The sequence below is a fragment of the Shewanella denitrificans OS217 genome, assembly GCF_000013765.1.
Taxonomy (GTDB): Bacteria; Pseudomonadota; Gammaproteobacteria; order Enterobacterales; family Shewanellaceae; genus Shewanella; species Shewanella denitrificans.
The window spans coordinates 1,439,354-1,464,850 of record NC_007954.1 but is presented as its reverse complement, the minus strand read 5'-3'; the positions used below and the strand labels follow the sequence as shown (position 1 = coordinate 1,464,850).

Annotated in this window: 21 protein-coding genes and 1 other RNA gene; 8 read left to right on the top strand and 14 right to left on the bottom strand. The window is 43.7% G+C overall.

Annotation, left to right across the window (positions count from 1 at the left end; translation table 11 throughout):
- Window positions 1–1,122, bottom strand: coding sequence for a bifunctional tRNA (adenosine(37)-C2)-methyltransferase TrmG/ribosomal RNA large subunit methyltransferase RlmN (locus SDEN_RS06535; protein WP_011495698.1), 1,122 nt, complete (start codon window positions 1,120–1,122; stop codon window positions 1–3).
- Between the two features lie 196 nt (window positions 1,123–1,318).
- Here SDEN_RS06535 and SDEN_RS06530 point away from each other — a divergent pair, with 196 nt between their 5' ends.
- The gene (locus tag SDEN_RS06530) at window positions 1,319–3,061 is read left to right on the top strand and encodes a bifunctional metallophosphatase/5'-nucleotidase (RefSeq protein WP_011495697.1); all 1,743 of its coding nucleotides are present in this window, start codon (window positions 1,319–1,321) and stop codon (window positions 3,059–3,061) included.
- A gap of 4 nt (window positions 3,062–3,065) precedes the next feature.
- The gene (locus tag SDEN_RS06525) at window positions 3,066–3,623 is read left to right on the top strand and encodes a GNAT family N-acetyltransferase (RefSeq protein ID WP_011495696.1); all 558 of its coding nucleotides are present in this window, start codon (window positions 3,066–3,068) and stop codon (window positions 3,621–3,623) included.
- Window positions 3,624–3,667: 44 nt separating this feature from the next.
- Here SDEN_RS06525 and SDEN_RS06520 read toward each other — a convergent pair whose 3' ends face one another.
- Window positions 3,668–3,880, bottom strand: coding sequence for a DUF3820 family protein (locus SDEN_RS06520; RefSeq protein WP_041406110.1), 213 nt, complete (start codon window positions 3,878–3,880; stop codon window positions 3,668–3,670).
- 76 nt (window positions 3,881–3,956) lie between these two features.
- On the opposite strand from SDEN_RS06520, the gene SDEN_RS06515 reads away from it, so the two are divergent.
- A complete protein-coding gene (locus tag SDEN_RS06515) occupies window positions 3,957–4,781 on the top strand; it encodes a M90 family metallopeptidase (RefSeq protein ID WP_011495694.1) in 825 nt (274 codons plus the stop codon).
- Between the two features lie 77 nt (window positions 4,782–4,858).
- Complete coding sequence (locus SDEN_RS06510) at window positions 4,859–5,455, top strand: nuclear transport factor 2 family protein (RefSeq protein WP_011495693.1); 597 nt, start codon at window positions 4,859–4,861, stop codon at window positions 5,453–5,455.
- Window positions 5,456–5,519: 64 nt separating this feature from the next.
- Here SDEN_RS06510 and SDEN_RS06505 read toward each other — a convergent pair whose 3' ends face one another.
- The 3 genes from SDEN_RS06505 to aceB form a co-directional block, all read right to left on the bottom strand.
- Window positions 5,520–6,986: an HDOD domain-containing protein gene (locus SDEN_RS06505; RefSeq protein WP_041406109.1), complete on the bottom strand. Its 1,467-nt coding sequence runs from the start codon at window positions 6,984–6,986 to the stop codon at window positions 5,520–5,522.
- Between the two features lie 264 nt (window positions 6,987–7,250).
- Window positions 7,251–8,576: an isocitrate lyase gene (aceA, locus tag SDEN_RS06500; protein WP_011495691.1), complete on the bottom strand. Its 1,326-nt coding sequence runs from the start codon at window positions 8,574–8,576 to the stop codon at window positions 7,251–7,253.
- A gap of 76 nt (window positions 8,577–8,652) precedes the next feature.
- Window positions 8,653–10,320 (bottom strand): malate synthase A, encoded by a 1,668-nt coding sequence (gene aceB / locus SDEN_RS06495; RefSeq protein WP_011495690.1) that lies wholly within the window; start codon window positions 10,318–10,320, stop codon window positions 8,653–8,655.
- 267 nt (window positions 10,321–10,587) lie between these two features.
- Here aceB and SDEN_RS20505 point away from each other — a divergent pair, with 267 nt between their 5' ends.
- Window positions 10,588–10,737: a hypothetical protein gene (locus SDEN_RS20505; protein ID WP_157599842.1), complete on the top strand. Its 150-nt coding sequence runs from the start codon at window positions 10,588–10,590 to the stop codon at window positions 10,735–10,737.
- Window positions 10,738–11,213: 476 nt separating this feature from the next.
- On the opposite strand, the gene SDEN_RS06490 is transcribed toward SDEN_RS20505, so the two are convergent.
- From SDEN_RS06490 to SDEN_RS06480, 3 genes are read right to left on the bottom strand one after another with little or no spacing between them, the layout of a single operon-like run.
- Window positions 11,214–12,950 carry a GGDEF domain-containing protein gene (locus SDEN_RS06490; protein ID WP_011495689.1) on the bottom strand — a complete coding sequence of 579 codons (1,737 nt, stop codon included), beginning with the start codon at window positions 12,948–12,950 and terminating at the stop codon, window positions 11,214–11,216.
- 13 nt (window positions 12,951–12,963) lie between these two features.
- Window positions 12,964–13,173 carry a hypothetical protein gene (locus SDEN_RS06485; protein ID WP_041405717.1) on the bottom strand — a complete coding sequence of 70 codons (210 nt, stop codon included), beginning with the start codon at window positions 13,171–13,173 and terminating at the stop codon, window positions 12,964–12,966.
- Between the two features lie 50 nt (window positions 13,174–13,223).
- A complete protein-coding gene (locus SDEN_RS06480; protein WP_041405716.1) occupies window positions 13,224–14,030 on the bottom strand; it encodes an SAM-dependent methyltransferase in 807 nt (268 codons plus the stop codon).
- A gap of 425 nt (window positions 14,031–14,455) precedes the next feature.
- On the opposite strand from SDEN_RS06480, the gene SDEN_RS06475 reads away from it, so the two are divergent.
- Window positions 14,456–14,941 (top strand): outer membrane protein assembly factor BamE, encoded by a 486-nt coding sequence (locus SDEN_RS06475; protein WP_041405715.1) that lies wholly within the window; start codon window positions 14,456–14,458, stop codon window positions 14,939–14,941.
- Between the two features lie 137 nt (window positions 14,942–15,078).
- Here the strand turns inward: SDEN_RS06475 and SDEN_RS06470 are convergent, their stop codons facing one another.
- Complete coding sequence (locus SDEN_RS06470; RefSeq protein WP_011495686.1) at window positions 15,079–15,414, bottom strand: RnfH family protein; 336 nt, start codon at window positions 15,412–15,414, stop codon at window positions 15,079–15,081.
- Window positions 15,404–15,841, bottom strand: a complete 438-nt coding sequence (locus tag SDEN_RS06465) for an SRPBCC family protein (protein ID WP_011495685.1) — start codon at window positions 15,839–15,841, stop codon at window positions 15,404–15,406. Before SDEN_RS06465 ends, SDEN_RS06470 begins: the two co-directional genes overlap by 11 nt.
- Before the next feature lie 304 nt (window positions 15,842–16,145).
- Here SDEN_RS06465 and smpB point away from each other — a divergent pair, with 304 nt between their 5' ends.
- Together smpB and ssrA are read left to right on the top strand one after the other, a co-directional pair.
- Window positions 16,146–16,643 (top strand): SsrA-binding protein SmpB, encoded by a 498-nt coding sequence (gene smpB, locus SDEN_RS06460; protein ID WP_041405714.1) that lies wholly within the window; start codon window positions 16,146–16,148, stop codon window positions 16,641–16,643.
- Between the two features lie 180 nt (window positions 16,644–16,823).
- Window positions 16,824–17,178: a transfer-messenger RNA gene (gene ssrA, locus SDEN_RS20180) on the top strand.
- Window positions 17,179–17,293: 115 nt separating this feature from the next.
- On the opposite strand, the gene SDEN_RS06455 is transcribed toward ssrA, so the two are convergent.
- The 4 genes from SDEN_RS06455 to SDEN_RS06440 all read right to left on the bottom strand — a co-directional run bounded on the left by SDEN_RS06455 (window position 17,294) and on the right by SDEN_RS06440 (window position 25,397).
- Entirely contained in the window at window positions 17,294–20,467 is a 3,174-nt protein-coding gene (locus SDEN_RS06455) for an AAA domain-containing protein (RefSeq protein WP_232279933.1), read from the bottom strand.
- A gap of 436 nt (window positions 20,468–20,903) precedes the next feature.
- Window positions 20,904–22,805, bottom strand: coding sequence for a restriction endonuclease subunit S (locus SDEN_RS06450; RefSeq protein WP_011495682.1), 1,902 nt, complete (start codon window positions 22,803–22,805; stop codon window positions 20,904–20,906).
- Entirely contained in the window at window positions 22,805–23,899 is a 1,095-nt protein-coding gene (locus tag SDEN_RS06445) for a PDDEXK nuclease domain-containing protein (protein WP_011495681.1), read from the bottom strand. The genes SDEN_RS06450 and SDEN_RS06445 overlap by 1 nt, the downstream gene beginning before the upstream one ends.
- Window positions 23,892–25,397, bottom strand: a complete 1,506-nt coding sequence (locus SDEN_RS06440; RefSeq protein WP_011495680.1) for a type I restriction-modification system subunit M — start codon at window positions 25,395–25,397, stop codon at window positions 23,892–23,894. Before SDEN_RS06440 ends, SDEN_RS06445 begins: the two co-directional genes overlap by 8 nt.
- Between the last annotated feature and the right edge of the window lie 100 nt (window positions 25,398–25,497).

Here is a 25,497-nt window from a genome sequence, read left to right as displayed (position 1 = left end):
TTAATCCATTGTGACCGATATTTGGTTCTCTTGCATGCGTTTTTTTGCTAAACGCTTAGTTCTGTCACGAATGTCGCCAGCAAGCTGCCCACAAGCGGCATCGATATCATCACCACGAGTCTTACGCACTATGACAGTGAAGCCGTATTCCATCAGCACTTTTGAAAATCTGTCGATGCGAGAATTAGACGAGCGACCATAAGGCGAACCTGGGTATGGGTTAAACGGGATTAAATTAACCTTACAAGGAGTGTCTTTCATTAATTTAGCCAGTTCATGGGCTTGCTCTGTACTGTCGTTGATGTGATCAAGCATCACATATTCCACAGTTACACGGCCGCGATTGGCATTAGACTTAGCAATATAACGACGAATACCCCCTAAGAATTCCGCCAAAGGGTACTTCTTATTCACTGGCACAAGTATGTCACGCAGCTCATCATTGGGCGCATGAATGCTCACAGCTAAGGCCACATCGATAGAATCACCTAAAATATCCAATGCAGGTACTACACCCGAAGTCGATAGGGTCACTCGGCGCTTAGACAAGCTAAAGCCGAAATCATCTAACATGATATCCATCGCAGGGATCACGTTTTTCAGGTTAAGCAAGGGTTCACCCATGCCCATCATCACCACGTTAGTGATAGGACGCTCGCCTGTGGTTTTAACAAAGCCTAAGAATTGAGCCACTCGCCAAATTTGACCGACGATTTCCGACACGGTTAAGTTACGGTTAAAGCCTTGCTGGCCGGTTGAACAGAAAGTACACTCCAAGGCACAGCCAACCTGAGAAGACACACATAAGGTGGCTCTGTCATCTTCTGGAATATACACGGTTTCGACTTCTTGGCCTTGGCCCACATTGATGGCAAATTTAATGGTGCCATCGGCAGATTTTTGGAAGCTTGCGATCTCCGGCGCCACAATAACGCAGCGCTCGGCCAGTTTTGAGCGTAATACTTTATTGATGTTGGTCATTTCCTCGAAATCACTGACACCAAAATGATAAATCCATTTCATTAGCTGATCTGCACGAAAGGGTTTTTCCCCCATTTCGGTAAATAAAGCCCGTAAACCTTTACGATCAAGATCTAATAAATTGATTTTTTTCTCGCTCATCTGCCTAACCTCTAACGCCAAAACCTGTAACAGGGCGGCGAATTATACAGATGCTAGCCTAGATTAGCTAGCAAACAACCTAAAGTATGGGTCAAAAAATCACCATCAATGCCTTAGTCTTCACTTCTTAATGACAAACAATGTTAGGATCATAGTTTCAATAGCTAACTGCCATAGCACTAGATAGGACACCAGATTGAACACTCGTTATACACTCAGCCTTGCCCATATCAATGACACCCACTCAAACTTTGAAGCCAGTGCCGTGCAATTCTCATTAGCGCATCAAGGGTGTCAATATAAAATCAACGCTAAATCAGGTGGATACGCTAGATTATCATTTCAAATCAATCAGGCTAGGCAAGCGGCTAAAGCAAAAAGTAATGCCTTCTTGTTTCTCCATGCCGGTGACAGTTTCCAAGGCACATTGTATTTCAGAGAATTTCAAGGTTCGGCCAACGCCCATTTATTGAATTTACTCGCGCCTGACGCCATGGTGCTTGGCAATCATGAAATCGATGCGGGTAATGGCCCAGTGCAGGCCTTTTTAAATCGCATTGAGTTTCCTTTGCTTGCTGGCAATATGGATTTAAGCCAAGAAGACTTAACCAAACCGGGCCGGCTCAATGGTCACCCTATGCTCTATGATTATGATGCCGAACTTAAGCTTGCTAAGGTCATTGTTAAACCTTTCCATGATACCCAGCTTGCTATCGTGGGGATAACCTTAGATCAGATGGCGTTAATCGCCCGCCCCGATCCCGATACCCATTTTATCGATGCCATCGCCACCACTGAGCGCACTGTAAAACACCTTAAAGCTCAGGGAATACATCACATTATAGTGCTGAGTCATTTAGGCCTTGACCAAGACAGGGAACTTGCCAATCTTGTCCCCGATATCAGCTTAATTGTGGGCGGCCATTCACATACGCTGCAAGGAGACTTTAATGTCCTTGGGCTGAGTCAATTGGCCTATGGTGAACGCCAAGGTGGCACAGCCATAGTGCATGCAGGTAAATACGCTGAAACATTAGGTCTTGCAGAAATTGAATTTGATCAAAGTGGTAAGCTTACATCCCTTAGTGGCAACAACTTCTTTATGTTAGATGATGAGCTTGAGATCACGACCCTAGCAGATGAAGCTGTGCCTAATCATATCCAGCACCAACTTGAAACTTTACTGCGAAACCACCCCGGCATACTGGGTAATGAGCAAGATGATAATTTAGATAGCGTTATTCAGACTCAATATAGACCGGCATTGGATGCCCTTGAATCACAAGTGCTGGGCCATGTGCCCAGAGACTTTATCCATACTCGCCTGCCGAGCCGTCATCATCCCCATGGCAGTGAAATCGCGCCTTGGGTCAGTCGCAGCATGTATAAGATGGCCAAAAAGCAGATCCCAGAGCTTGATTTCGCGCTGCATAATGCCGGCGGTGTTCGCCAGTCTTTGACCAGAGGACAACTCACCATGGCCGACGTATTAGGGCGAATTTTGCCCTTCGAACTGCCTTTAGTGGCCTACCAGCTTAAAGGTGCCCATCTTTTTGATATATTAGAAAGCTGCATCAATGGCGCCACCAATAACGATGCCACGGGCACAGGTGCAGGTAGCTTCCCCTACCCCTATGGCATTCGCTATTTTTATGATGGCACTCAAGCTCAAGGACAGCGCATCACTAAGATAGAGCTGCATAAGCAAGGTCAGTGGCGAGCCATTTGCCCAGACAGCCTTTATATTGGGGTTTCGACGGCTTACACGGCATCGGGCAAGGAAGGTTATCATGGACTACTGAATGCGTTGTGGTTCAAAAACTTACCTAAAACCACCCTACCTGAAGCCTTTGTAGACTTTATCGGTGAGAAAGGACATTTATTAACTGAAAACTTCCCCCCCAACGTGCATTACATCAGACATGCCGTCAAAGGTTAACCAAATGCAAGCATCTCAGTATCGACTCGTTGCCTATAAAAAAAATGAAGCGAGTCAATACGCTGCGCAGATAAGTACCTTGTTCCATCACGCCGTGAGCAGTATTCGCCACCCTAGGTATAATCAGGCTCAATTACAGGCTTGGTCAAAGGCGCCCCGTTCGGCGAGGCATTGGCTCAATCAGTTAAAGTACGGCAAAACTTGGCTGATACTCGAACTTGCGGCGCCAATCACAGCAGAAAGCGAAAACGAAACGGCTTACAATAGTGGTAAATTGGTGGGTTTTATCAGTTTAGAGACTCAATTTAAGCGCCAAGGTTATATCAGCCATTTATATGTCCATCCACTGGCACAAGGGCTGCACCTTGGGAGCAAGTTGATATTGTGCGCGCAGAATTGGGCCTCAGCAGAAGGCTATAAGCAGCTCAGCACGGATGCGTCTTATCTGTCCAAAGGGTTATTCGAACGCCATGGCTTTATTCACCAAGGTAAGAGTTTTCAAAATAAGTTAGCCCAAGTCATCACAGGCTTTGAGATGACAAAGTCCCTCTGCCAGCCTTGACAAACTCAGTGAACTCATGCTGTGTTGATGCTTTTTTTCTATTGTTATTTCTTTAATAACGGCATCAGCATGGCCTCTAAACCATTCAGCTTGACTTCATACATCAAGGCTAACTGCTCGCCTAGCTTACCTTGGGGGAAGCCATTGCCATGAAACCACACCAGATAAGGCTCAGGTAACATGAGCAATTTACGCCCGGCGTATTTACCAAATGGCATGGTTTGATTGATGGCCTCAATTAATTGCTCTTGCTGCACTTTATTTAGCTCTCTGCTTGAAATTGCCCCAATTGTACCCAATAACCTTATCTAAGACACAGTTTCTAGGATAATAATGCTGGCCATCATACTATTGGTTATCTCAGCAATCGGGGCCATATTTTGGATAACGAGCCACAACTGGCGTGCAAGCCTTAGGCGGCGCAGCATCAAGGCTCAGGCTTTTCCAAAGGCATGGCGACACATTTTAAAGTCGCGCTTTCCTTATTTCAAAGCTATGCCTGCAGACCTTCAGCTGCAATTAAAAAAACACATCCAAGTGTTTATCGCCGAGAAAGAGTTTGTGGGCTGCGATGGCTTTATGATTACCGATGAAGTCAAAGTGACTATTGCCGCTCAAGCTTGCCTGTTGCTGCTAAATCGCAATACTGATTACTACCCTAAGCTCAAACAAATTTTAGTCTACCCCAACGCCTTTATTATGGAGCAAAATCAGACCGACTTCGCCGGCGTCGAATCGAGGCAAAGACAAGTATTACTGGGTCAGTCTTGGGAGCTTGGCAAGGTGGTGTTATCTTGGAATAGCACCTTAGCAGGCGCAGCAAATCCTTTCGATGGTACCAATGTGGTTATTCATGAATTTGCCCATCAGCTAGATCAAGAAAATGGCACAGCTAACGGCGCCCCCATTTTGGGGGATATCAGTGCTTATCCAAAATGGTCAGAGGTGTTAAGTCATGAATTCAATCAACTGCAATATGCCGCCCAACATCAACAGCCTTCATTGTTTGACTATTATGGCGCCACTAATCCTGGTGAATTCTTTGCCGTCATCAGTGAGGTGTTTTTTGAGCGACCAATCGATTTCTCACGCGCGCACCCCAAGCTCTATCAAGAGTTGAGCCAATTTTATCGACTCGATCCCATTCACTGGCAATAACAGTGATTTAGATTTTAAAAATGATCTTTAAACATTAAAAACACGACTATTTACGCGTCACCTTTCAAGGAGAAATCATGCAATCCATTATTCATAAATTAGGATTCATTGCGGTACTTGTCACGACTGTCACTGCATTTGAGCTCTATGCAAATACGGAACAACAACTTGACTCAGAGGTTTCTGAACCTACAAAAACAATGAGAAGCCAACAGCACAGTGATGGGGCTGCAGCTATTACACACTTAACCCCGTTAGATCTCCCCCTTGATAGCCAAGGGTTAACCGATGAAGACAGCCAACAAATTAATAGTCTTTTAAATCAACTTCATGAAAGTGCGATGTCTGCTGATTGGGATACCTATTTTGACTTGTACCATCCTGATGCCGCTTTTATAGGGACTGATGCCACAGAACGTTGGAATATGGTGCACTTTAGGCGATATGCATCGCCAACCCAAGGCTGGCGTTATGACTTACAAGCCCGCCATCTATTGCAAATTGAAGATGTGGTGGTGTTTGACGAACAATTATACAGCCCCGAATATGGGATTAGCCGAGGTACTGGCGCTTTAGTTAACACCACAAAAGGCTGGAAAATTGCTCAATATCATCTGAGTTTTCCTATCCCCAATGCTAAAGCTAAACGCATTACGACGCTAATTAAACAGTGACACCATCAATAAAAAGCCAGTTAACATGAATGTTAACTGGCTTTTTATTGGCTTATTATCAGCCTTATTTCACTGAGACGCCAAAGCAAATATTGGCTAATTGAGTGAAATGAGTGAAATTATCATAATCTTGAGGCTCAAACGAGCGACCACTATGGCTCCTGTCGGCGAAAAACACCCCGATCACCCGCGTATCTATTGAGACCGGTGCTAAGAAAAAACCTGTCTTTGACAACTTGGTTTTCAGTGCAGGGTTAATACTTTTTTGCCACTCTTTTGCATTAGGATCTGCTACCCAAAAGGGGGTTTTTCGCTCCACGCATTGCGAAAAAATACTCATGGTTTCATCTAAGCTGATAATAAATTCACGCTTCATCGCCTCAGCCTCGTCCCCTAGCATGATCCTAGGTTGTAATAGCTGGCGATTAGGAGAGAGCAATAGCACTCCACATCTGTCCACACCGACACCCGAGAGTATGCCCTCAAGGGCGGTTAACATCACCTGATTGAAATCTGTTTTAGTGAGTGCATAGCCAGTTAACTCTCTTAATTTTTTAAGCTGGATTGCCGCATCGCTTGCTCGCACCACTAACGGCTTAGCTTCTTGATCGACACTGGCCTTAACATCGGCACTTTTCGGCAAGAAATCAAGTAACACCTTAGCCCCATAATCGATAGCCAATTTCTGAGTTGCCTTAGTGCAATCCACCACCTTTTGCCTAAATTCGCTGACCTCGATATTAAGCATATCAGCGGTTTGTTTAAGCCTCTCGGCAAACTCATTGGGATCCTCTGCAGGCTCAATTAACAACTGAGCTAATTTATCGGCAAGGGCAATACAGCGAATTTCTGGAGTACGTTCATCGGGATGAGAAAGCGACTTTAGCAGCACTTCTCCAAGTCCCCAACTACGAGCAATATTTTGCGTTAGCTGGCTAAAGGAGGTACCCAGAATATCACGCACTATGGCTTGTGGATCTTGCTCGCTATCACTGTCCCGTAATTTTTGGTCTAAAGCATCACTAAAACTCCCCCCCGTGCTCCAAAATGCACTTTCACCTATGCGGTATAACAAGGAGGCAATAAAGACTTCTTCTCTGAGTTTTTCATCGTGGCCTGTCATCATCATTCTGGCAAGCATAGCCGCTTGAAAGGACTGCGCCATCAACTTAAGCAGCCTTTGATACACATTGGGGCTTAGATTTTTATTTTCCAGCAAACTGCTGAGTAAACGGGCGGTAATGCAAATATTTCTTAAGGTATCAAAACCTAACATCACAGCGGCTCGGCTAACGGTCGATACGTGATTAATGCCTTTGTTATAAGTCGCACTATTGGCAACGCGGAGGATCCTAGAAGTTAACGCATTATCATGCATCACGCTACGGCCTAAAATAGCCAGTGAAGACACATCATCCTTTGCAAGTTTTTCCAATTCGCGCACTGTGGAGCATAAGGCAGGCATTTCTTGATCGCTAATGCGTTTTGTCCAATAGTCTGCGCCCTTATGAACGGTGGAGGACGATTTCAACAATAGGTAACCTTAAGCAGGAATGGGTTTTATCAGTATAGGGGGCTAATACTAAAGTGTTGGGATTTTTATGCTGGTTAGTAAAAAAACGGCTCTAGAATTCAAATCCATTGAATATCACCGCAGAGCCGCAGACTTATTGCCTTGTGTGGGTGGACTTGGGCGGGAAGAAATTACCAAGGTCACAAAGCTTAGTCTGAAAGTAAAAATCCCACCTAGCCCGTAGGAAAACTAGGTGGGAAAGGCAATCAGATTACGCCTTAATTAAAACTGTTCTTCTTCAGTTGAACCCGTTAGTGCCGTTACTGAAGACTTACCACCTTGGATACAGGTCGTCACTTGGTCGAAGTAGCCTGTGCCCACTTCTTGCTGGTGAGACACAAAGGTATAACCTTTCTCTGCAGCAGCAAATTCAACTTCCTGAACTTTCTCAACATAGTGCTTCATGCCTTCACCGCGAGCATAGTCATAGGCTAAATCGAACATGTTGTACCACATGTTATGAATGCCAGCTAAGGTGATGAATTGGTACTTGTAACCCATGTTTGATAGCTCTTGTTGGAATTTTGCAATTGTTGCGTCATCCAAGTTCTTCTTCCAGTTAAACGAAGGTGAACAGTTATAAGCCAGCAATTGATCTGGGTACTGTGCGTGAATCGCTTCAGCAAATTTCTTCGCTTCTTCAAGGCAAGGCTTAGCGGTTTCACACCAGATTAAATCTGCGTATGGCGCATAGGCAAGACCGCGAGAAATCGCTTGGTCAAGCCCCGCTTTAACGCGGTAGAAACCTTCACTGGTACGCTCGCCTGTAACAAAGTCACGGTCATATGCATCACAATCTGAAGTCATCAAATCAGCAGCATTAGCATCGGTACGAGCGATAACTAGCGTATCAACGCCGCTTACATCGGCCGCTAGACGCGCCGCTACTAGCTTTTGCACCGCTTCTTGAGTCGGTACTAGTACCTTGCCGCCCATGTGGCCACATTTCTTCACTGATGCTAATTGGTCTTCAAAGTGAACCCCAGCAGCGCCCGCATCGATCATAGACTTCATCAGTTCGAAGGCATTGAGTACGCCGCCAAAACCCGCTTCTGCATCGGCAACGATTGGTAGGAAGTAGTCGGTATAATTTTTATCACCAGGATTAATTTCTTTGCCCCATTGAATTTGGTCAGCACGGCGGAATGAGTTGTTAATACGGCTCACCACGGCTGGAACTGAGTTTGCAGGATACAAAGATTGGTCTGGATACATGGTGCCCGCTAAGTTAGCGTCAGCGGCAACCTGCCAACCTGAAAGGTAAATCGCTTCGATACCGGCTTTGGCTTGCTGCACGGCTTGGCCGCCAGTCAATGCACCTAGTGAGTTCACATAGCCTTTTTTAGCTCCGCCATTCACCAGCTCCCATAATTTAGCCGCGCCACGTTTAGCTATGGTGTTTTCTGGCACGATAGATCCACGTAGTGCAACCACTTCTTCAGCCGTAAATGGACGCTTCACATGCTTCCAACGTGGATTCTCAGCCCAATCTTTTTTAATCGCATCGATCTGCTGCTGACGAGTTAACCCTGCTTCTACCTTAGACATATCCTACTCCTTCATTTTGATAATAAGCTGCGTGTTGAAACAGCTAAATTTGTAACGCTCGATTAATTTGCCAACATTAAGCTGTTAACAGCTCGTAACCCGGTAAGGTTAAGAAATCAACTAGCTCATCGGCCGTGGTAATACTGGTGAATAGCTCAGCGGCTTTGGCAAATTGGCCACTATTAAACCGTTCACTGCCCAATTCTTGTTTTACTGTGACTAATTCTTCTTTAAGCATGCTGTTGAACAATTCTTTGGTCACTAACTTGCCGTTGGAAAGGCTTTTACCGTGCTTAATCCATTGCCAGATGGACGTTCGAGAAATTTCAGCTGTTGCAGCATCTTCCATCAAGCCGTAGATAGGCACGCAGCCGTTTCCTTGGATCCAAGCTTCGATATATTGCACTGCGATACGAATATTAAGTCGCATACCCGTTTCAGTACGTTCGCCATCGCAAGGGCTGAGTAATTCACTGGCCGATATTGGCGCATCGACATCACGGGTGATATGCAGCTGATTGGTCTCACCTGGACCTATGTATCGATTGAAGATTTCCATCGCAGTATCCGCAAGTCCCGGATGGGCAACCCAAGTGCCATCATGGCCATTACGCGCTTCAAGCTCTTTATCGCCGCGCACTTTTTGTAACACTTGTGCATTGGTCGCTTCATCTTTTGCAGGAATAAAGGCAGCCATACCGCCCATGGCTAAGGCGTCGCGTTTATGGCAGGTCTTGATCAGTAAGCGTGAGTAAGCACTTAGGAATTTGGTATCCATGGTTACGGCTTGACGGTCTGGTAAGACCTTGTCAGCATGGTTTTTTAACGTTTTGATATAACTGAAAATATAATCCCAGCGGCCGCAATTTAGCGCCACTATGTTTGAACGTAATTCATAAAGAATTTCATCCATTTCAAACACGGCAGGTAAAGTTTCAATCAAGCAAGTGCATTTAATGGTGCCAGGCTTTAGACAGAATCTGTCTTCGACAAACGCGAAGACTTTTGCCCACCAGCGCGCTTCTAAATGGCTTTCAAGTTTTGGAAGATAAAAATACGGGCCTGAACCTTTAGCCAATAATTGATGGTAGTTATGATAAAAGTACAGCGCGAAATCGAATAAAGCACCGGGGATTGCGTTGCTTTGATATTCAACGTGTTTCTCTTTTAAGTGCAGGCCTCGAACTCGGCAAATAAGCACGGCTGGATCAGGATCTAAGCTGTATTGCTTGCCCGTATCAGGGGCGGTAAAACTGATATCCCCCCGCACAGCATCACGCAGGTTAATTTGACCTTCGATAACTTTCTGCCAACTCGGTGCCAATGAGTCTTCAAAATCAGCCATGAATACTTTGACCTTGGCATTGAGGGCATTGATGATCATCTTACGGTCAACAGGACCTGTGATTTCTACCCTACGATCGGTGAGATCTGCCGGAATACCTCTAATTGACCATTGTCCATCTCTAATGGCACGGGTTTCTGGTAAAAAATCAGGCAATTCGCCTTTATCTATTCGTGCCTGTTTCTGAGATCGCTTAGCCAGCAGCTCAGTCACCTCGCCAGCAAAGTTCTCGCTTAAGGCGGTTAATAAGGCTAACGCACCCGGTGTAAAGAGTTCTTCTTGACCTTGAACATCTGGCCCTATAATCGCCAAAGGCGAAGGGTCTGTTTCAGCTTGCTGAGACGATAAGCTCTTAGCCTCGCCCTGAGTGTATTTTGCAACCAGTTGTTCTGCAGTCATGTCTAAACTCCCAATCCCTTAACTATGCTATCTGCACGGCAAAAACTTTCAAATGTTTGTTTCGGACTAAAATCTAACCATAAACCTGTGTGATTGCAACAGTTAGAAAAAGCCTTAAAACCAAAATAGCAACATTAAAACAGGTCGGAAATTGGTAAGACCAAGCAAGCGTAACCTCCATAAGGTACTGATAAAAAACACATTAGAGCTTTAATTCTAATTTAAACATTTTAAACACTAAAATTGGTATGACCAAGGAGCCAAGAAATGATAAAGGAATGTAAAACCGTACTAAAATTACAAGCAGTAAATAATAACTTACAAAAAAAGATAAACTTGACAGAAGGATGCGCCGCAGTGAAAGTTAACCCTGCGTTTGCTGGGGAAGCAAAGGTAAAGCTTATTAAACCATTATAAACAATGACTTAAACTTAGTATTGACAAACTCAACATCAAACGACCGTTTTAATCTTACGTTTACGTAAACGAGAGAAAAATAAAACTCTAATGCCTGCCGATTTAAGCTTTTGTTTTCAGATCAACAAGTGGTTTTTATGTGGATTAATAGTGAGAAATTTATAAATATTTTAAATTTTTTACAAAATAAGCTAAAAAGCCGCCAAGTCGTGGTGAAAAGTAAATTAATCTCATGGTGATAGCCATTGACTCCATCTAACCATAGCGATGGTAAGGAGATAACAGACTAAATTGGCATTAACCTGACACAGGTATAAAAGGAAATTAGCGGCACCTTTGCGTAAACAAAGATGAAAAGCTGGAGTTTAGGGTTTAATAGCAGAGAAAATGCTAGGGCAGAATACCAGAGCCAGTGCTCAGACTTTCTATGGGAATATCACATCAGGCATAAAGCCAAGCGAAGCCGCTTAGTGTCTCTAAAACTCTCCAGACTGAGCCACTTCGACTCGATTACCGCCGTTCGCCTTAGCTTGTTGCAGGGCAAGCACGGCTCTGTGCATGAGTGGATCTATGCTTAAATCATCTTCTTCCATGGCACTGACGCCAAAGCTTGCCTTAATTTGAAACCCATGACCAGTATGACGAGTATCTATGTTTTGGATCAATTGCAACAGTAACTTAGCGAGCTTAACCCCATCGTCCAAGTTAATCCTTGGCGAAAATATGGCAAACTCTTCTCCCCCCATGCGAGCAAACACAGCCTCAGTACTGACATTTTCACTCATTATTTGACTAAGGCGCTTAAGCACCCAATCACCGGTCGCATCGCCGTATTTCTCATTAACGATTTTGAAGCGATCTAAATCGAGCACAATAAGGCAATAATCCTCTCGTCTGGCTAGGCATTGAACAAAATCGATTTCCGCTCGTTCTTGCCCCGTAGAGCGGTTATATGCCCCCGTTAGCACATCACGCTGTACTTGTTTTTTATAACGATTACGCTGTAACCAAGCGGCAAACAGTAACAAACTAAGGCAAGCAACCGCACCAATCAATAAGGTGGTAAACATCAAAGAGGAACTGGCATCACGATTATTTAAATCTCGCTGCTTGCTTAACAACTCATGCTCTTGCTTTAAATTTGTCAGTTCTCGATTTTTTTCAGCACTATCAAACTTTGCCATCTGATAGGCATTTTCTTTCAAAATTTGATCGTTCAATAATTGCAATTCCAGATCATGAGAAAGCAGCTGGAACTGATAAGCTTGCTTAAAATCTTCGTTTTGAAAAGCGATCGAGGCTTGTACGTCATAGGCTTGCTTCTTAGGTTCAAGATTACTGGGCTCATCGGCACTGTCGCTCACTTGCTGTGCTAAGACCAAGGCTTGGCCTAACCTTTCTAAATGATAATAGGCTTGAGCGAGTAGCGCCTGAGTACGCACTATTTCAAAGTTGAACTTAAACGTTTGGTATCGCTGTAAGGCATCTTCAAACATCTTGGCGGCTAACCGATAATCTTGATGCTCGAGTGCCAACATGCCCTTACCTTTTATCGCCATGGCAACAATCAATGGCGCTTCATGTTGCTCACAATAAGCCTGAGTTTCAGCAAAACCTTGTTTTGCCTTATCAAGCATGGCCAATTTAAGTTCGGCATAAGAAAGTAAAACTAACGCATAGCATTGCTCTCGCATCATCTTGCCTTGGTTCAAATCAAGCACAGTTTCAGCATATTGCTTGGCTTCTTGATAAGCGCCCATATCAAGGTAAGCATTAACCAACCTCAAGTAACTACTAATTTTAATGGTTTGCTCACCGTAGCCACCGATCCTTGCAAGGTTTTCTTCTAATAAGGTAAAGGCTTTAGTGTATTGCTTCATGCCTATATTAGCGGTCACTTTATAGAGGTAGACGGTATTTTCAGTGGCCTCATCGAGTGGGTAAGTTAAGACTTTATCAAGTTGGGAATCGGCGCCATGATAATCGCCTTTGATGAGTTTTTGAGCGCTGGAAATAACATGAAGACGAGTCAACTGTCCGGTAGTTAACTCGTCTTGAATGCTAAACAGTTTGTTCAACAACTTGTCCGCCGTTGCTGTATCAGACTGCAACACTTGTTCAAGCTGAATAAAATCTTGTTCTATCTGATGTTCATCTGCAAGCAGGCACACACTGTAAAACAATATTAGAACGACACTGAATAGCCTTACCATCAACTAAAACTTCCTATGCAAAACTGTGGATGATTAAAATCGGCAACATTGCCTTACCACCCATCTTATCTCTAAGCATATTGACATCTTTGCTCATGACGAGCTGGATATCTTCTTGGCTTAAGCCATTATCAAGCATCACCTGTCTAGGTTGCCGCTTCATTGCCAATAATAATTTGGCATCACTGCCCAGCCTCACAAGGAACGGGTTTAACATGGACATATACTTCTCCTTAAGTGTTAATAACGCTTTGGGACGATAACAAGTAAATACTAACCTAACTCCAGCGCCGAAATACCCAGCTTGGCAAGCACAATTTCATTTAGCTTCAAGGCTTGGGACGGCGGAATTAACAGGGTACTAATCACTGTTAATCTTGCTTGTGGCAATGCTTTAAGGGCTAACCTCTCTATCCTAGGTTGCTGAAGTGGCAAATTCGCCGCCTCGTAAATCACTACCTCATGATCTAAAGGATACCACTGTGACAACAAGTCCACTAATACCTGCAATCTATCTGAAGTGGTAGAAAATTGGGTCAAGGTATGATCGCCCGCCAATGCAATTTGCCATAAGAGTAAATGGGTTGAGGGATCGGGTCTATGTTGATACAAGAGAAACTGGGTCGCTTCAAAACTTTGATGCCCACATTGTCCAGGGTCTATGCCTAAATCAGCCCAAAGACATGCCTCTGCAGAAATACCAGGTTCCATATAAGAATCAAAGCCTTCAGTTCTAGCTTGAGCGATGGCAAGGTGAGATACACAAGCAAAAACCCCAGGGTGACCATAAAGCGCGCACACCACTTGTTCCCCTTTTCTTACCGCCACTAACATAGCTTCCACCATTTGTTTATAGGTGTGTCGGCGATTTTTAACTTCATCCGCTTGGGCATAATAAGATTGTAACGAAGTGTGATTGGGATTGAGACTAATGAGCCACTCTTCGGCAAAAGCATCGGGCACGATAGAAAATACTCTGTCAGCATTTTCAATATAACTTCGGCTTAACACACTGATCTGACCTGCCAATTGAAGGCCTGTCCCCACAAAAACTAAGCTGCCTTTGCTTGACTCATGCATACTTTGTATCTTGGTCGACGTATTTGACTGTCCCTGAATAGTCATGACAAATCCCTAATTGACAGCTGTAACCTTGGTTTGATGATACTAAATATCAATCAAAGTCAGTTAAAAAGCCACCTCATCTGAAGGATTAATGATGTAAATTAAACAATTTAGCTCAGCTCTCCCCCATATGCGTAAAATTCCAGTTCATTTAGCCTAGGCTCAGTTTGCCTACTAATCCAATTATTGTGTCATTAATCTAGCGGGAACAGCATTTTCAGCACGGTTAGTTGCTAGTTAGTTGCTAATAGTGACGGAAAATGACTGAACTATCGCTCAATTTGCGGGTCGAAAGCAGCACACATCTGTAAATAGCCCCTTGTCAGCATAGGCAAGGCTTGGGTATGATGACGTCAGATTTTTAGGAACCAGTGCAGACAATGATTAACAAAAAACAAAGTCTTACCCTTCTTAGTGCCGTGGCACTTTCCGTATCGCTAAGCGCTTGTAGCGTATTTGACTACCTTATTTATAAGCCTGACGTGCCTCAAGGCAACTATATGGAGCCAATACAGGTCGAGAAGCTGCGTATTAATATGACCAAGGAGCAGGCTGAATTCATCTTAGGCAGACCCGTTCTACGTGACAGCTTTGCTGATAATGTTTGGTATTATGTCTATCACTTCAAGAGTGGCCGCGATGCTAGCATCATACATAAAGAGTTGATCTTACGTTTCGAAGGTGACTTATTGATAAGTGCCAGCGGCGATTATGATATTAGCCCCGATTTCGATACACCGTTAGAGTTAAGTGAACTGCCGTCGACCAACAAGGCAGAGCTTGTTCCTCAAGTGCCTGCTGGACGTGGTGAAGCTAAGCCATTAGTGGAAGAAGACAAACCATTAAGCCTAAAAGACGAAACGTAATAAACAATTTGGTTAACATTTGATAACCATAAGCTAATCAGGTTGAAAGCTAAACACTAGCACTGATACAAAAAATGGCGCCCTGAGCGCCATTTTTATTGTCTATTATTCAGTAAACCGTTTCCTAAGAAATCAAATTAACTCACCTTAGCACCGGTAATTTTATTTATCCTACCTTCATCTTTGGCTTTTTCCGCGCGCTTGCGGCGCACATCTTTTGGATCGGCAATCAAGGGGCGATAAATTTCCACCCGTTGCCCAGGCTCTATCACATCATCGTGCTTAACTTGCCGGCTAAAAGTGCCAAGTTTTACTGTGTCTAAGTCAATTTCCGGGAAAAAACTCACCATCTGGCTTAAATGTACCGCCTCGATAAAGCGGGTACCTGGCTCAACCGCCACGCTGATGATTTTTTGCTGATGCGGCAGTGCATACACCACATCTACCTCAAACTTATCTGTTTCACTTGTCACAATAGACCACCTTAGCTCGGTTAGTAAACGCCGTTACCATGGAATTCATCAGCTCTTTAAATACTCGCCCAAATGTCATGTCGACTAACGGGTTGGCAAACTCAAAATCCAAATCAAACTCTACCTTGCAAGCATCTTCACTTAACTCGGTAAATTTCCACAAACCATGCAAATATTTAAACGGGCCATTTTCTAATTCAAGGGCAATGCGCTGCCCCGAGACGAGTTGATTGCGGGTGGTAAAGGTTTTACTGATCCCCGCCTTACTCACATCCACAGATGCCACCATGGTTTGTTCAGTTTGCTCTAATACTCGCCCACCGACACAACCGGGTAAAAATGCCTGGTAGGACTCAACATCATTAACTAATTCATACATTTGCAGGGCACTAAAACGCACCAGTACACTTTTAGAAATTTTCGGCATCGGGGATCACTTCATCTCAAACATGGACAGGATTTTATCATGTAATCGCCAAAAGACACCCCTTAGGAGTACTTAATGCCTCAATACTGGAAAACATTGGTTGAAAACTGCCATTTAGACCGTCAAATTTGTGCATCAAATTGCCAACATGCCTCACTTGCAGTAACACTTGATGCAATAAACTGGGTATAATCCTTGAAATATTAACACTCTCCCCCCATATCTGTTATTAACTGCGGGCATGACAACGCTGCCTTTCGATAGAAAGTGGTTACAACGAATACACATAAAGACGGTAAAAAGAATGGTAAAAAAGAATTCGAAATCAGCAAAAAATGCCTCTGCGACCATAGCGCGTAATAAACGCGCCACGTTTGAGTACCGCATCGAAGATAAAATTGAAGCGGGCTTGCAGTTAATGGGCTGGGAAGTCAAATCCATCCGTATGGGCAAGGTCAACCTGTCTGACTGTTACGTGTATATCAAGGAAGGTGAAGCCTTCATGCACGGCTGTACGATTCAGCCACTGAACACGGCATCGACCCATGTTGTCTGCGATCCTATTCGCACCAAAAAGCTGCTACTAAAGCGCAGTGAAATCGACAAGCTCGCAGGCCTTATCGAACGCCAAGGCTACACCTTAATTCCTTTGTCTATGTATTGGCGCAAAGGGGCTTGGGTCAAAGTGGAAATCGGCCTAGGTAAAGGTAAAAAAGATCACGACAAACGTGAAGACACCAAAGAGCGCGAGTGGAAAATTGAAAAAGCCCGTGTGATGAAAAAAGACAAAGTCGGCGCCTAGCTTCGGCTCGTGTTGGATACTGTTAGCTTGAACAAGATTCCGTAAGGATGAGCTAGAATGAGCTAAAATGCGCTAATAGCTTGAAAAACCTGCGTTAACGTACAGATAGTGAACAAACGATAATAATTTGTTGTAAGCTGCTAGGTATTAGGCTAACAACGGGTTACAATCAACGCAATTGGGGGCGATTCTGGATTCGACAGGATTCACGAAACCCAAGGAGCATGTCGAGGGGCGGTTGGCCTCGTAAAAAGCCGCACCGTTATAGTTGCAAACGACTCTAACTACTCTCTAGCAGCTTAGGCTAGCTAGCCATCTGACCCAGGTTTCTCAAATGGGCGGGGTATACAGATGGTCATATAACATTTGATAGCGAGGGAACTCCGTCCGGGGGTGAACCGCGAAACAGTACCGGACTCGCCATGTAGCATCCTGTCTTTCGGAGACTGCCTGGTTAACTAAAAGAGAGACTAAACATGTAGCGCCGAGGATGTAGGCTTTCTGGACGCGGGTTCAAGTCCCGCCGCCTCCACCAATTAAAACAAGGGCTTAGCAGCAATGCTAAGCCCTTTTTCTTTGGAGTGTCCACAAATTGCCCACACAATGGCGGCAGAATGGCGGCAGCAAACTTTCATTTCAGCCATTTTCAACTAGAGAACCAAGGCGCCGTCTTTACTACATTGATATAATTTATCTACTCGTGAATTCAAAAAAGCAGTTTGAGTATTAATTTCTTTTCTCAAATCACCTGAGTAAATCATTGAAGTTTCCATGTTGGCATATATTCCAGATCGAGAAGCACTAAACCAATTGAAAGAACCCACACTCATATGATGATTATCTGCCATCACTAACTTGCTATGAACGCCACGGATCACAGCCACATCAACACCTTCATCGGCTAGTTTTTCACAACATTGAATAAACATTTTTTCTTTTTCTGCATCAAAATGATTATTTATCGTGGTATTGAAATGCCTATCCGTAAACAGCTTTATCTTTACCCCTCTTGAAGATGCCTCACAAATCGAACTGAGAATGCCAGTCTCCATCAATTTTAGATAACTGACCCATGGAGACACGATATAAATCGTCTCTTTAACCTGCTCAAGAAGCTCAATTAAATATTGGTCGTGTTCCAGCGCATCATTTATCAACCTTGGCTCTGCACAAAAAGTTAACAGATCTCTGCGTTTGTTGATTTTAAATACCAGTTCATTTTCAGGCTTTGAAAATAAATATTTTGCCAGAATACCTCGCGGCAATGTTGATGAGGCTGCAGATATCACATCCAGATCACCAAAAACTAAAAAGCTATCTTTAGCTCTTGATATAGCAACATTCAACATGCTTGTTGAACGGTCAATAAATTCACCGTTACTATGTCTTGTATACACAGGGGAAAAAATCACAATAATTCTTTCCGCGCCTTGTAATGCATGCACAGTACCTATGGTCAGTTGCCCTTGCTGCTTTCCGCTTTCAATCCCTTTATTTTTGCAAGCTTGCTGCAACTCATTCACCTGAGCAGAAAACGGCGTAACTATGCCAACAATATCCTCAAGCGGTTTGTTATATCTTGATTCAAGCTTAGTTTTATTTTGTGCCAGCCAATCTGCAATCGTCTCAGCTTCCAGACGATTAAAACGGCTGCCACCCATTTGTTGTTCAGCTCTGCCATCAATGTGAAGATGGCCAAAAGCAGGAAATAAAGCATCCGCTGCATCTCCCCTTTTAGGTTCCAAAACCCCCTTATAACAAAGCTCATTACAAAATTTGATAATGTCATCAAAGCAACGTCTGTGCTCTCGTAAATACATCCCAGGCTCCATTTCAGCCTGATAACAGTACTGACTTGCAGCCTGTGCTATGTGCATAACACTACCATTGACAACACTTCGGCCATTCGCTTGCACAGCTTCATAGTCCTGTCGCTTTTCAAGCAAATTTGCATTGAATAAATTGCCTATATCAATACTGCCAGAAACCGAGCGCACAGGTTCAATCTGATGAATATCGCCAATAACTAATGACTTCTTAGCCAAAGAAAACGAGGCTCCAGCCACATCTGGTGACACCTGCCCGCCCTCATCAACAACCAACAAGTCAATAAAATCAAAAAGATATTCAGGGTCAAATTTACCATCATTAAATGCAGAACAAGTCATATGAGCAGGCAAAGCATGGAAGGTAGAAACAATACAGGGGGTAAGCATCATGCGGCGATGCCACCTTGGTACCACGGTTTTTCTGCCCGTTTTACCCTTTATTTTATTGAGTTCATCGCCAAGTTTACGGCCCTCGATCAACCAACAGGCTTCCCAATAATGTACCGCTAAGCGAAACATCACAAAACGAATGGCGGTATCTGCTTTTTTATCGACAGCATTAAGATCATACAATGCGTCTTTTTCTAAGCCTATGGAACAAGCTAACGCTTGCCAATGCGCCTGGACTTCGTTTCGTTTTTCAAGCAGTTGCTTTTTATCTTGATACTCTTGAAGCAGTCGTTGATGAGTTTGATCCTGTTGCTGAATCGCCTTTTTAAATTCACTTTCTGCTAGTTCAAAATCTGGACTAGCAAGAGCGACTAACGAGCGAATGTCATCACTAAATGTAGCGATATAGAGTTCACGCTGGCGATTTTTTTTGTCTCTAACAGGTTTAAGCCAACTGAAGAGTGACAACCAAATTGATTCATTGGCCAAAAAGTATTGCCATTGTTTTAGCGCACTTTTTATATCCGTTGACTGTTGTTTATGTTGATGACTCGCTGCTTTTAATTCGGCTAACTGACTTTCTGGTTCAGTACCTATCATCGCAAGAATTAACGCATTCGCCTTACACAGTTCAGACCAAAGTGATTCGATACGCTTCAAGCTTGACTGACATTGCAATAATTCTTTATGAAGGCGGGCTTTAATGTCGACAAGTACCAACACAGCGTCAGAGTTAAAATACAGTATCGCTTGTTGCAAGAAATAGTGCTCTGCACGCTCAAGATAATCTAAATCTTCTATTTCAGCGAAAAAGCTTTGAGTTTGAAAGCTTTTCTGTGCTTCTGCTAAGCGGCTTGGTGAGGGGAAATATGCGCCATAGCTAGTAATATCAGGCAACCAGCGCCCACTCAAGGTACCTTCCCCTTCAGAAAAGTCTTTTCCGAAAGCATCGATAATATTAGTGACGGTTTGATTATTGGTTGATGCCGCCACAATAACTGGAGGCTTACTTTGCTCTAACGCCGCTTTTACCCATAGAGAAGCCACCACTGAGAGTAAATAGGTGGTTTTGCCTGTGCCTGGTGGGCCATTAACCGCAAGTATGTCACCATTATTCATCGCTAAAGAATGAGACAAGGCATCGCGCTGCGCATCAGCCAAGCAATACTTATCACTCGAATGACCTAACCTCAGGCTCACTGACTCAGAAAAATCCATACAGGGCTTATGATTGACGTTGGAAACAGTTGAATAACTATAAAAAAGGGCTAGTTCAGGTTTGATACTGGTAATTGAGTCATAAAGTTTAAGTATATTTACTGACATACCTGACACTGTATCAACAGCTTGTATCCACGAGTAATTGGCTATCGAATAAAAGTCTTGAATATCTGTCAAGCCCAATGCTTTACACACATTTTGATAAAGTAAGCTGCAATGTTCGATAAATGCCAGCCAGTCTTTTTTAAAATCGGCCAACTTGTCATCATCAACCTGATCGTGAACTTGATCTTTAGTAAAGGTTTTTAGTTGATGCGTCGTAAGGTGAGCATCAAGATCAGCCACGCAACCGACGGTAAACTTAATATCATCTTGGGGATGCAATAAATCTCTGGGCACAACGGCTGGGCCTGAGGGGAAAAGGTAGCCTTGCCTATTGACCCACATAGGGCAAGCTAAAGCCGTGAGTATTTCAGGCAAGCTGCCTTGATGACTTTTTCCATGTTGTAATGTCAGCACTAATACATTTGGCCGATATATTACATTTACCGCATTGATTTCTTTTGCTACGCCTTTAAACAGCTGCTCTACCGATGTTTTAGGTAACACACCCGTTTGCCTGACGTCACGGTCGACCTTTAAAAAAGATTCACATTCACTTGCCCTTAATGCCCCTTTGCCTGATTCTGCATCAGCCAGCGAGTTACGCCAATAACTCGCCCATTGTATGTAACTCATTGAAGTCATGTAATTATTAAATCCCTTTTAGCATCTTGGTTTATTCCGTCACCCAAAAGTCAACGTAGTAAAGATAAACGGGTTACACAGCCTGTTCGACGATGGCGTCGGTGAGGTGGAGTTGAGTTGTTTGGGCGTCACTTAAACGGGCTTTAAGTTTGTCGCAGAGTGCCATTAGCTCTTCGACTTTGGCTACGATGCGATGTTGTTCTTCTAGTGGGGGTATAGGTATAATCAACTCGTTAATATTTTGAAGATTAAGTCCTGGCTTTGCGCCATAGCTACATTCTAATAATAATCCTCGACCTCCAAATGCTCCGGTTAACCAAAGATGAATATACTTATTCATAACACTGTTAATCAGTTTTATTAGTGCTACATGCTGACTAACATAAGCCTCATCAAGTTCAATCTCTACTATTGCAGTTTTGGCAACATTTGCACCAGTGATAGTCATCAGTAGATTACCAACATCAACTTTAGTTCTTTTACCTTCAGTAGTTTCAGGTAGCTTTACATATGCCTTATCGTCAAATTCTACCCTATCGTATTTGATATCTTGAGAACGAATAAATGTAGCGCCACTTTCAGCGTAATATGTTTTCCAACCTCTAGACCCGCTTGTTACAAGCGTACATAAATCACCAAGTCTCACCCACTCACCAGATTCAGGCAGTTCAAACGGTTTTTCTTCATCTGTGATGTCGGGCAGTGGTTTCTGTTTTTTTATTTTACCGTCTTTAATCAGTTGAGCTTTTTCAGCTTTGATCCGCTTCAGTAGCTTGGCGGCGGGTTCATAATCTGGACTGTTTCTTTCAGCTAAGCTGGCTTGTGGCACCAACTTACCCATGACGGCGAGTTGGAGGATGGTTTGTTTTAGGGTGTCGATGCTGGCTGCGGTGGTGAATAGCGTGTCGAAGTGTTCGGCGACACGCTCCCAGTTGTCTATTAAACTATCATTAAGTGCAGGCTCGAGGCTGGCTGATTGGCTATCTGCTGGCTGAGAAGTGTTAGGCAGTAACAGTGCATTCAGCAAGGTTTCTACTAAGGTTTGATGTGCCGCAATGCTCGCTTCGGTTTGCGCTTCGAGGGCATCACACAAGCTCATTAACTCATCAACTTTAGCGACGATACGGTGTTGTTCTTCGAGTGGAGGTACAGCAATAACTAGAGGATTTAACTTTTCTAAGGAAATATTAGCAATATTTGTAGTTTGACTTGCACTGCCAATTAATTCATTTTTTGTCAAAGGAGCTCTCAGGACTGACATTAAAAAGCTAGCGTCAAATTGATATGGCCTAATTACACTTAAGAAGCCACCAAATGATGATTCACCGACAGGAATATGTGTTATAAAAGATACTTTTCCGACTAACTCTCTACTGTTTGCCATAGACATAACAATATCCCCTAACTTTAGATATTGTTCTTCACGCTTAACATAACTCCTATCAACATACAGTAAATCATCCCATTCAAGACTATCTTGAACATTTGTAGTCCTAATGCAAGCTACTCTAGATGGCGCTAACTCTCTGTGCTTTTCACTTGAAGGGAATGTTATTCCTCTTATGATTGAAACAAAATCACCGAGTCGACTCCACTTCCATCCATTTGGTAATTCAAACGGCTTTTCATTGTCACCAATCTCAGGCAAAGGCTTTTGTTTTTTAAGCTTGCCCTCTTTCACCAACTGGGCTTTTACAGCGGCAATACGCTCGAGTAATACTGACGCTGGCTCATAATCTGGACTATTTATCTCATCAAAGCTGGCCTGCGGTACTAACTTACCGCGCACGGCGAGCTCTAAAATCAGCTCACGCAGTTTTTTAATGCCATACAAGGAAAACTTATTTGATGACCCGCGCCCTGCAGAGGATTTTCGCTCAATGGCGGTCGTCCAAATATCAATATGGTTGGTGATTAAGCTTTCTGCTGCTTGCTCTGATTGACCGTCGTTGGTAGGTGTTGATAAATCAGCCATTACTTTTCCTCTGCGTCTGATGCTATGCCGGCATCTTTGTCTAGTGCATTTACAGCAAGGAAGCGCTGTTGATTTTGGCTAATTGCCTGATGCAGTTTTTGTTGTAACACTTCTTTGGGCGGCAACGCGGTGAGGTATTCGGCGACATGAATGCCAGATTTATCGAGCTCCAGTAGCTCTACTTGCTCTTGATCCTTACTGGCACATAATATAATGCCAAGGGGGGGCCGCTCATCGGCTTCTTGTTCGTATTTGGCTAAGTAGCGCAAATATAATTCCATTTGGCCTTTGTATGCGGCTTTGAAATTACCCAGTTTTAAGTCGATGGCGACTAAGCGTTTGAGTTTACGGTTGTAAAACAACAGATCGATGTAAAAATCTTCTTGGCCGATTTGCACTCTATGCTGGCGACCGATAAAGCTAAAGCCTGAGCCTAGCTCTAATAAAAACTGCTGTAAATCTCGTAAAATGGCGTCTTCTAGATCTTTTTCGAAGTAGTGATCTTGCACCCCTAAAAAGTCGAGCATGTAGGGATCTTTTAATATCATGTTAGCGCTAAGTTGCTTGTTTTCTAGCTGAGCTAATTCAAGCTTAATTAATTCGTCAGGCTTTTTCGACACTGCAGTGCGTTCAAATAACATGGAGTCGATGCGGTTACGCAAGGTGCGCACACTCCAGCGATCGTTAATGGCCATTTGCAAATAAAACTCACGTGCTACGGGCGCTTTGATGGGCAATAACTCAACAAAATGTGACCAACTTAATTGTCGCGACAGTGTCGAGACAATCTCCTGCTGCGGAAATGCTTGATAAAATTGCATCATTTTCCGCAGGCTTTTTTCATTAAAGCCTTTGCCATATTCATAGGTAAGTTGCTGTGCCACTTGTTTTACAATTTGCTTGGCGTAGTCGGCCCTTTGATTACTGAGCAGATGTTCTTGTAACCTGTGGCCAAGCTGCCAATACAGTAATGTCATCTGTGCATTGACTTGTACCTGCGCTTGTTGCTTGGCTGATGCAATTAGGGTTTTTAGCTCATTAATCAGGTTATTATCCTGTGTGGCTATTTGGCTGTTATTCATAACATCACTCATCAACAGCCCCTTGTAATGCGTTACTTAACATCCCTTTTAGCTGATCCCGCAGTGCTTGAATATCCGCTTGTTGCTTGGCGTAATCGCTCAGTAACGTTTGTGGATCGTGGCTGATGACCTCGCCCACATGGGGGTTCTTGATATCCAAGTTATAGTTACGATTGATGATGTCTTCAATTGAGACTTTCCAGGCTTGCTCGTTTTCTACTCGCGATGCAAAACCGTCGGCCTCGTCGCCCCACCAGCTCAGTTCGGTTTCGAACTCTTCGAACTTCATTGGCTTAGTTTTGTTGTAGTTCTTCACCCCTGCTGGGTAGGGGTGCTCATAGAACCAGATATCCTTGGTGGGCGTACCCTTGGTGAAGAACAGGATATTGGTCTTGATGCCGGTGTAGGGGTTAAACACCCCATTAGGTAAACGCACTATGGTGTGTAGATTACATTCGTCCATTAACATCTTTTTGATTTTGGTTTTAACACCTTCACCAAACAAGGTGCCGTCTGGCAATACCACAGCGGCTCGACCTCCACTTTTAAGCGCTGATGGCTCATTACCAGCTGAAGGCTCTGCTAACACCTCAATAATTAACTGTAAAAACAGGTCGGCGGTTTCACGGGTTTGAAACTCGCTGGGGAAGTTTTTCTCTATGCCGTCTTCTTCGGTGCCGCCAAAGGGTGGGTTAGTGATGATGACATCAACTTGCTCGTCCCAACTTGAAAGCGGCTTGTTTAAGGTGTTGCCGTGTCTAATTTGCACCGGTACTTCAATGCCGTGCAGCATCATGTTGGTGGTACAGAGTAAATGCGGCAGCTGCTTTTTCTCCACACCAAAGATTTGCTGTTGCAAGGTTTGGTGATCATCTGCTGTTTTAACATAGTTGGCTTTAACGTGATCGAAGGCGCAGGCTAAAAATCCGCCGGTACCACAGGCGGGATCCATGATTGATTCGCCGAGCTTTGGGTCGGTGACCGCCACAATAAACTTGGTAATAGCGCGCGGAGTATAAAACTCACCGGCGTTACCTGCGCTTTGCAAGTCTTTTAATATTTGCTCATACAAATCACCAAACAAATGACGCTCGTTTGAGTCGGTAAAATCAATCTCATTGAGCTTGTTAATCACCTGACGCAGTAGCGTGCCATTTTTCATGTAGTTAAAGGCATCTGAAAATGCTTCTTTTACCACATAACCACGAGGATTTTTATCTATCGGCGCTGTGAGGTTTTTAAGCTTGGGAAATAGCTCATCATTTACAAACTCAAGTAGCTCATCACCGGTGATGCCTTGATTGTCAGCCGCCCAGTGGCGCCATAGGAACTCTTCAGGGATTGGCTCACGGTAGTTGTCTAGTTCAAGCTCTAATTCTTGTTCTTGGGCATCAAACACCTTTAAGAACAATAACCAAGACATTTGCCCTAGGCGCTGGGCGTCACCATCGACGCCAGCATCTTTACGCATAATATCTTGGATGGATTTAATCGCTGAACTGATAGACATAGTATTCTCTTAAACGGTTACTGCGGCTGTTATTGGCCGCAGTATAAAATGGTGTGGTGTTGACTATTTTGAATAAACAAAGTTAATGCAAAGTGCTAAT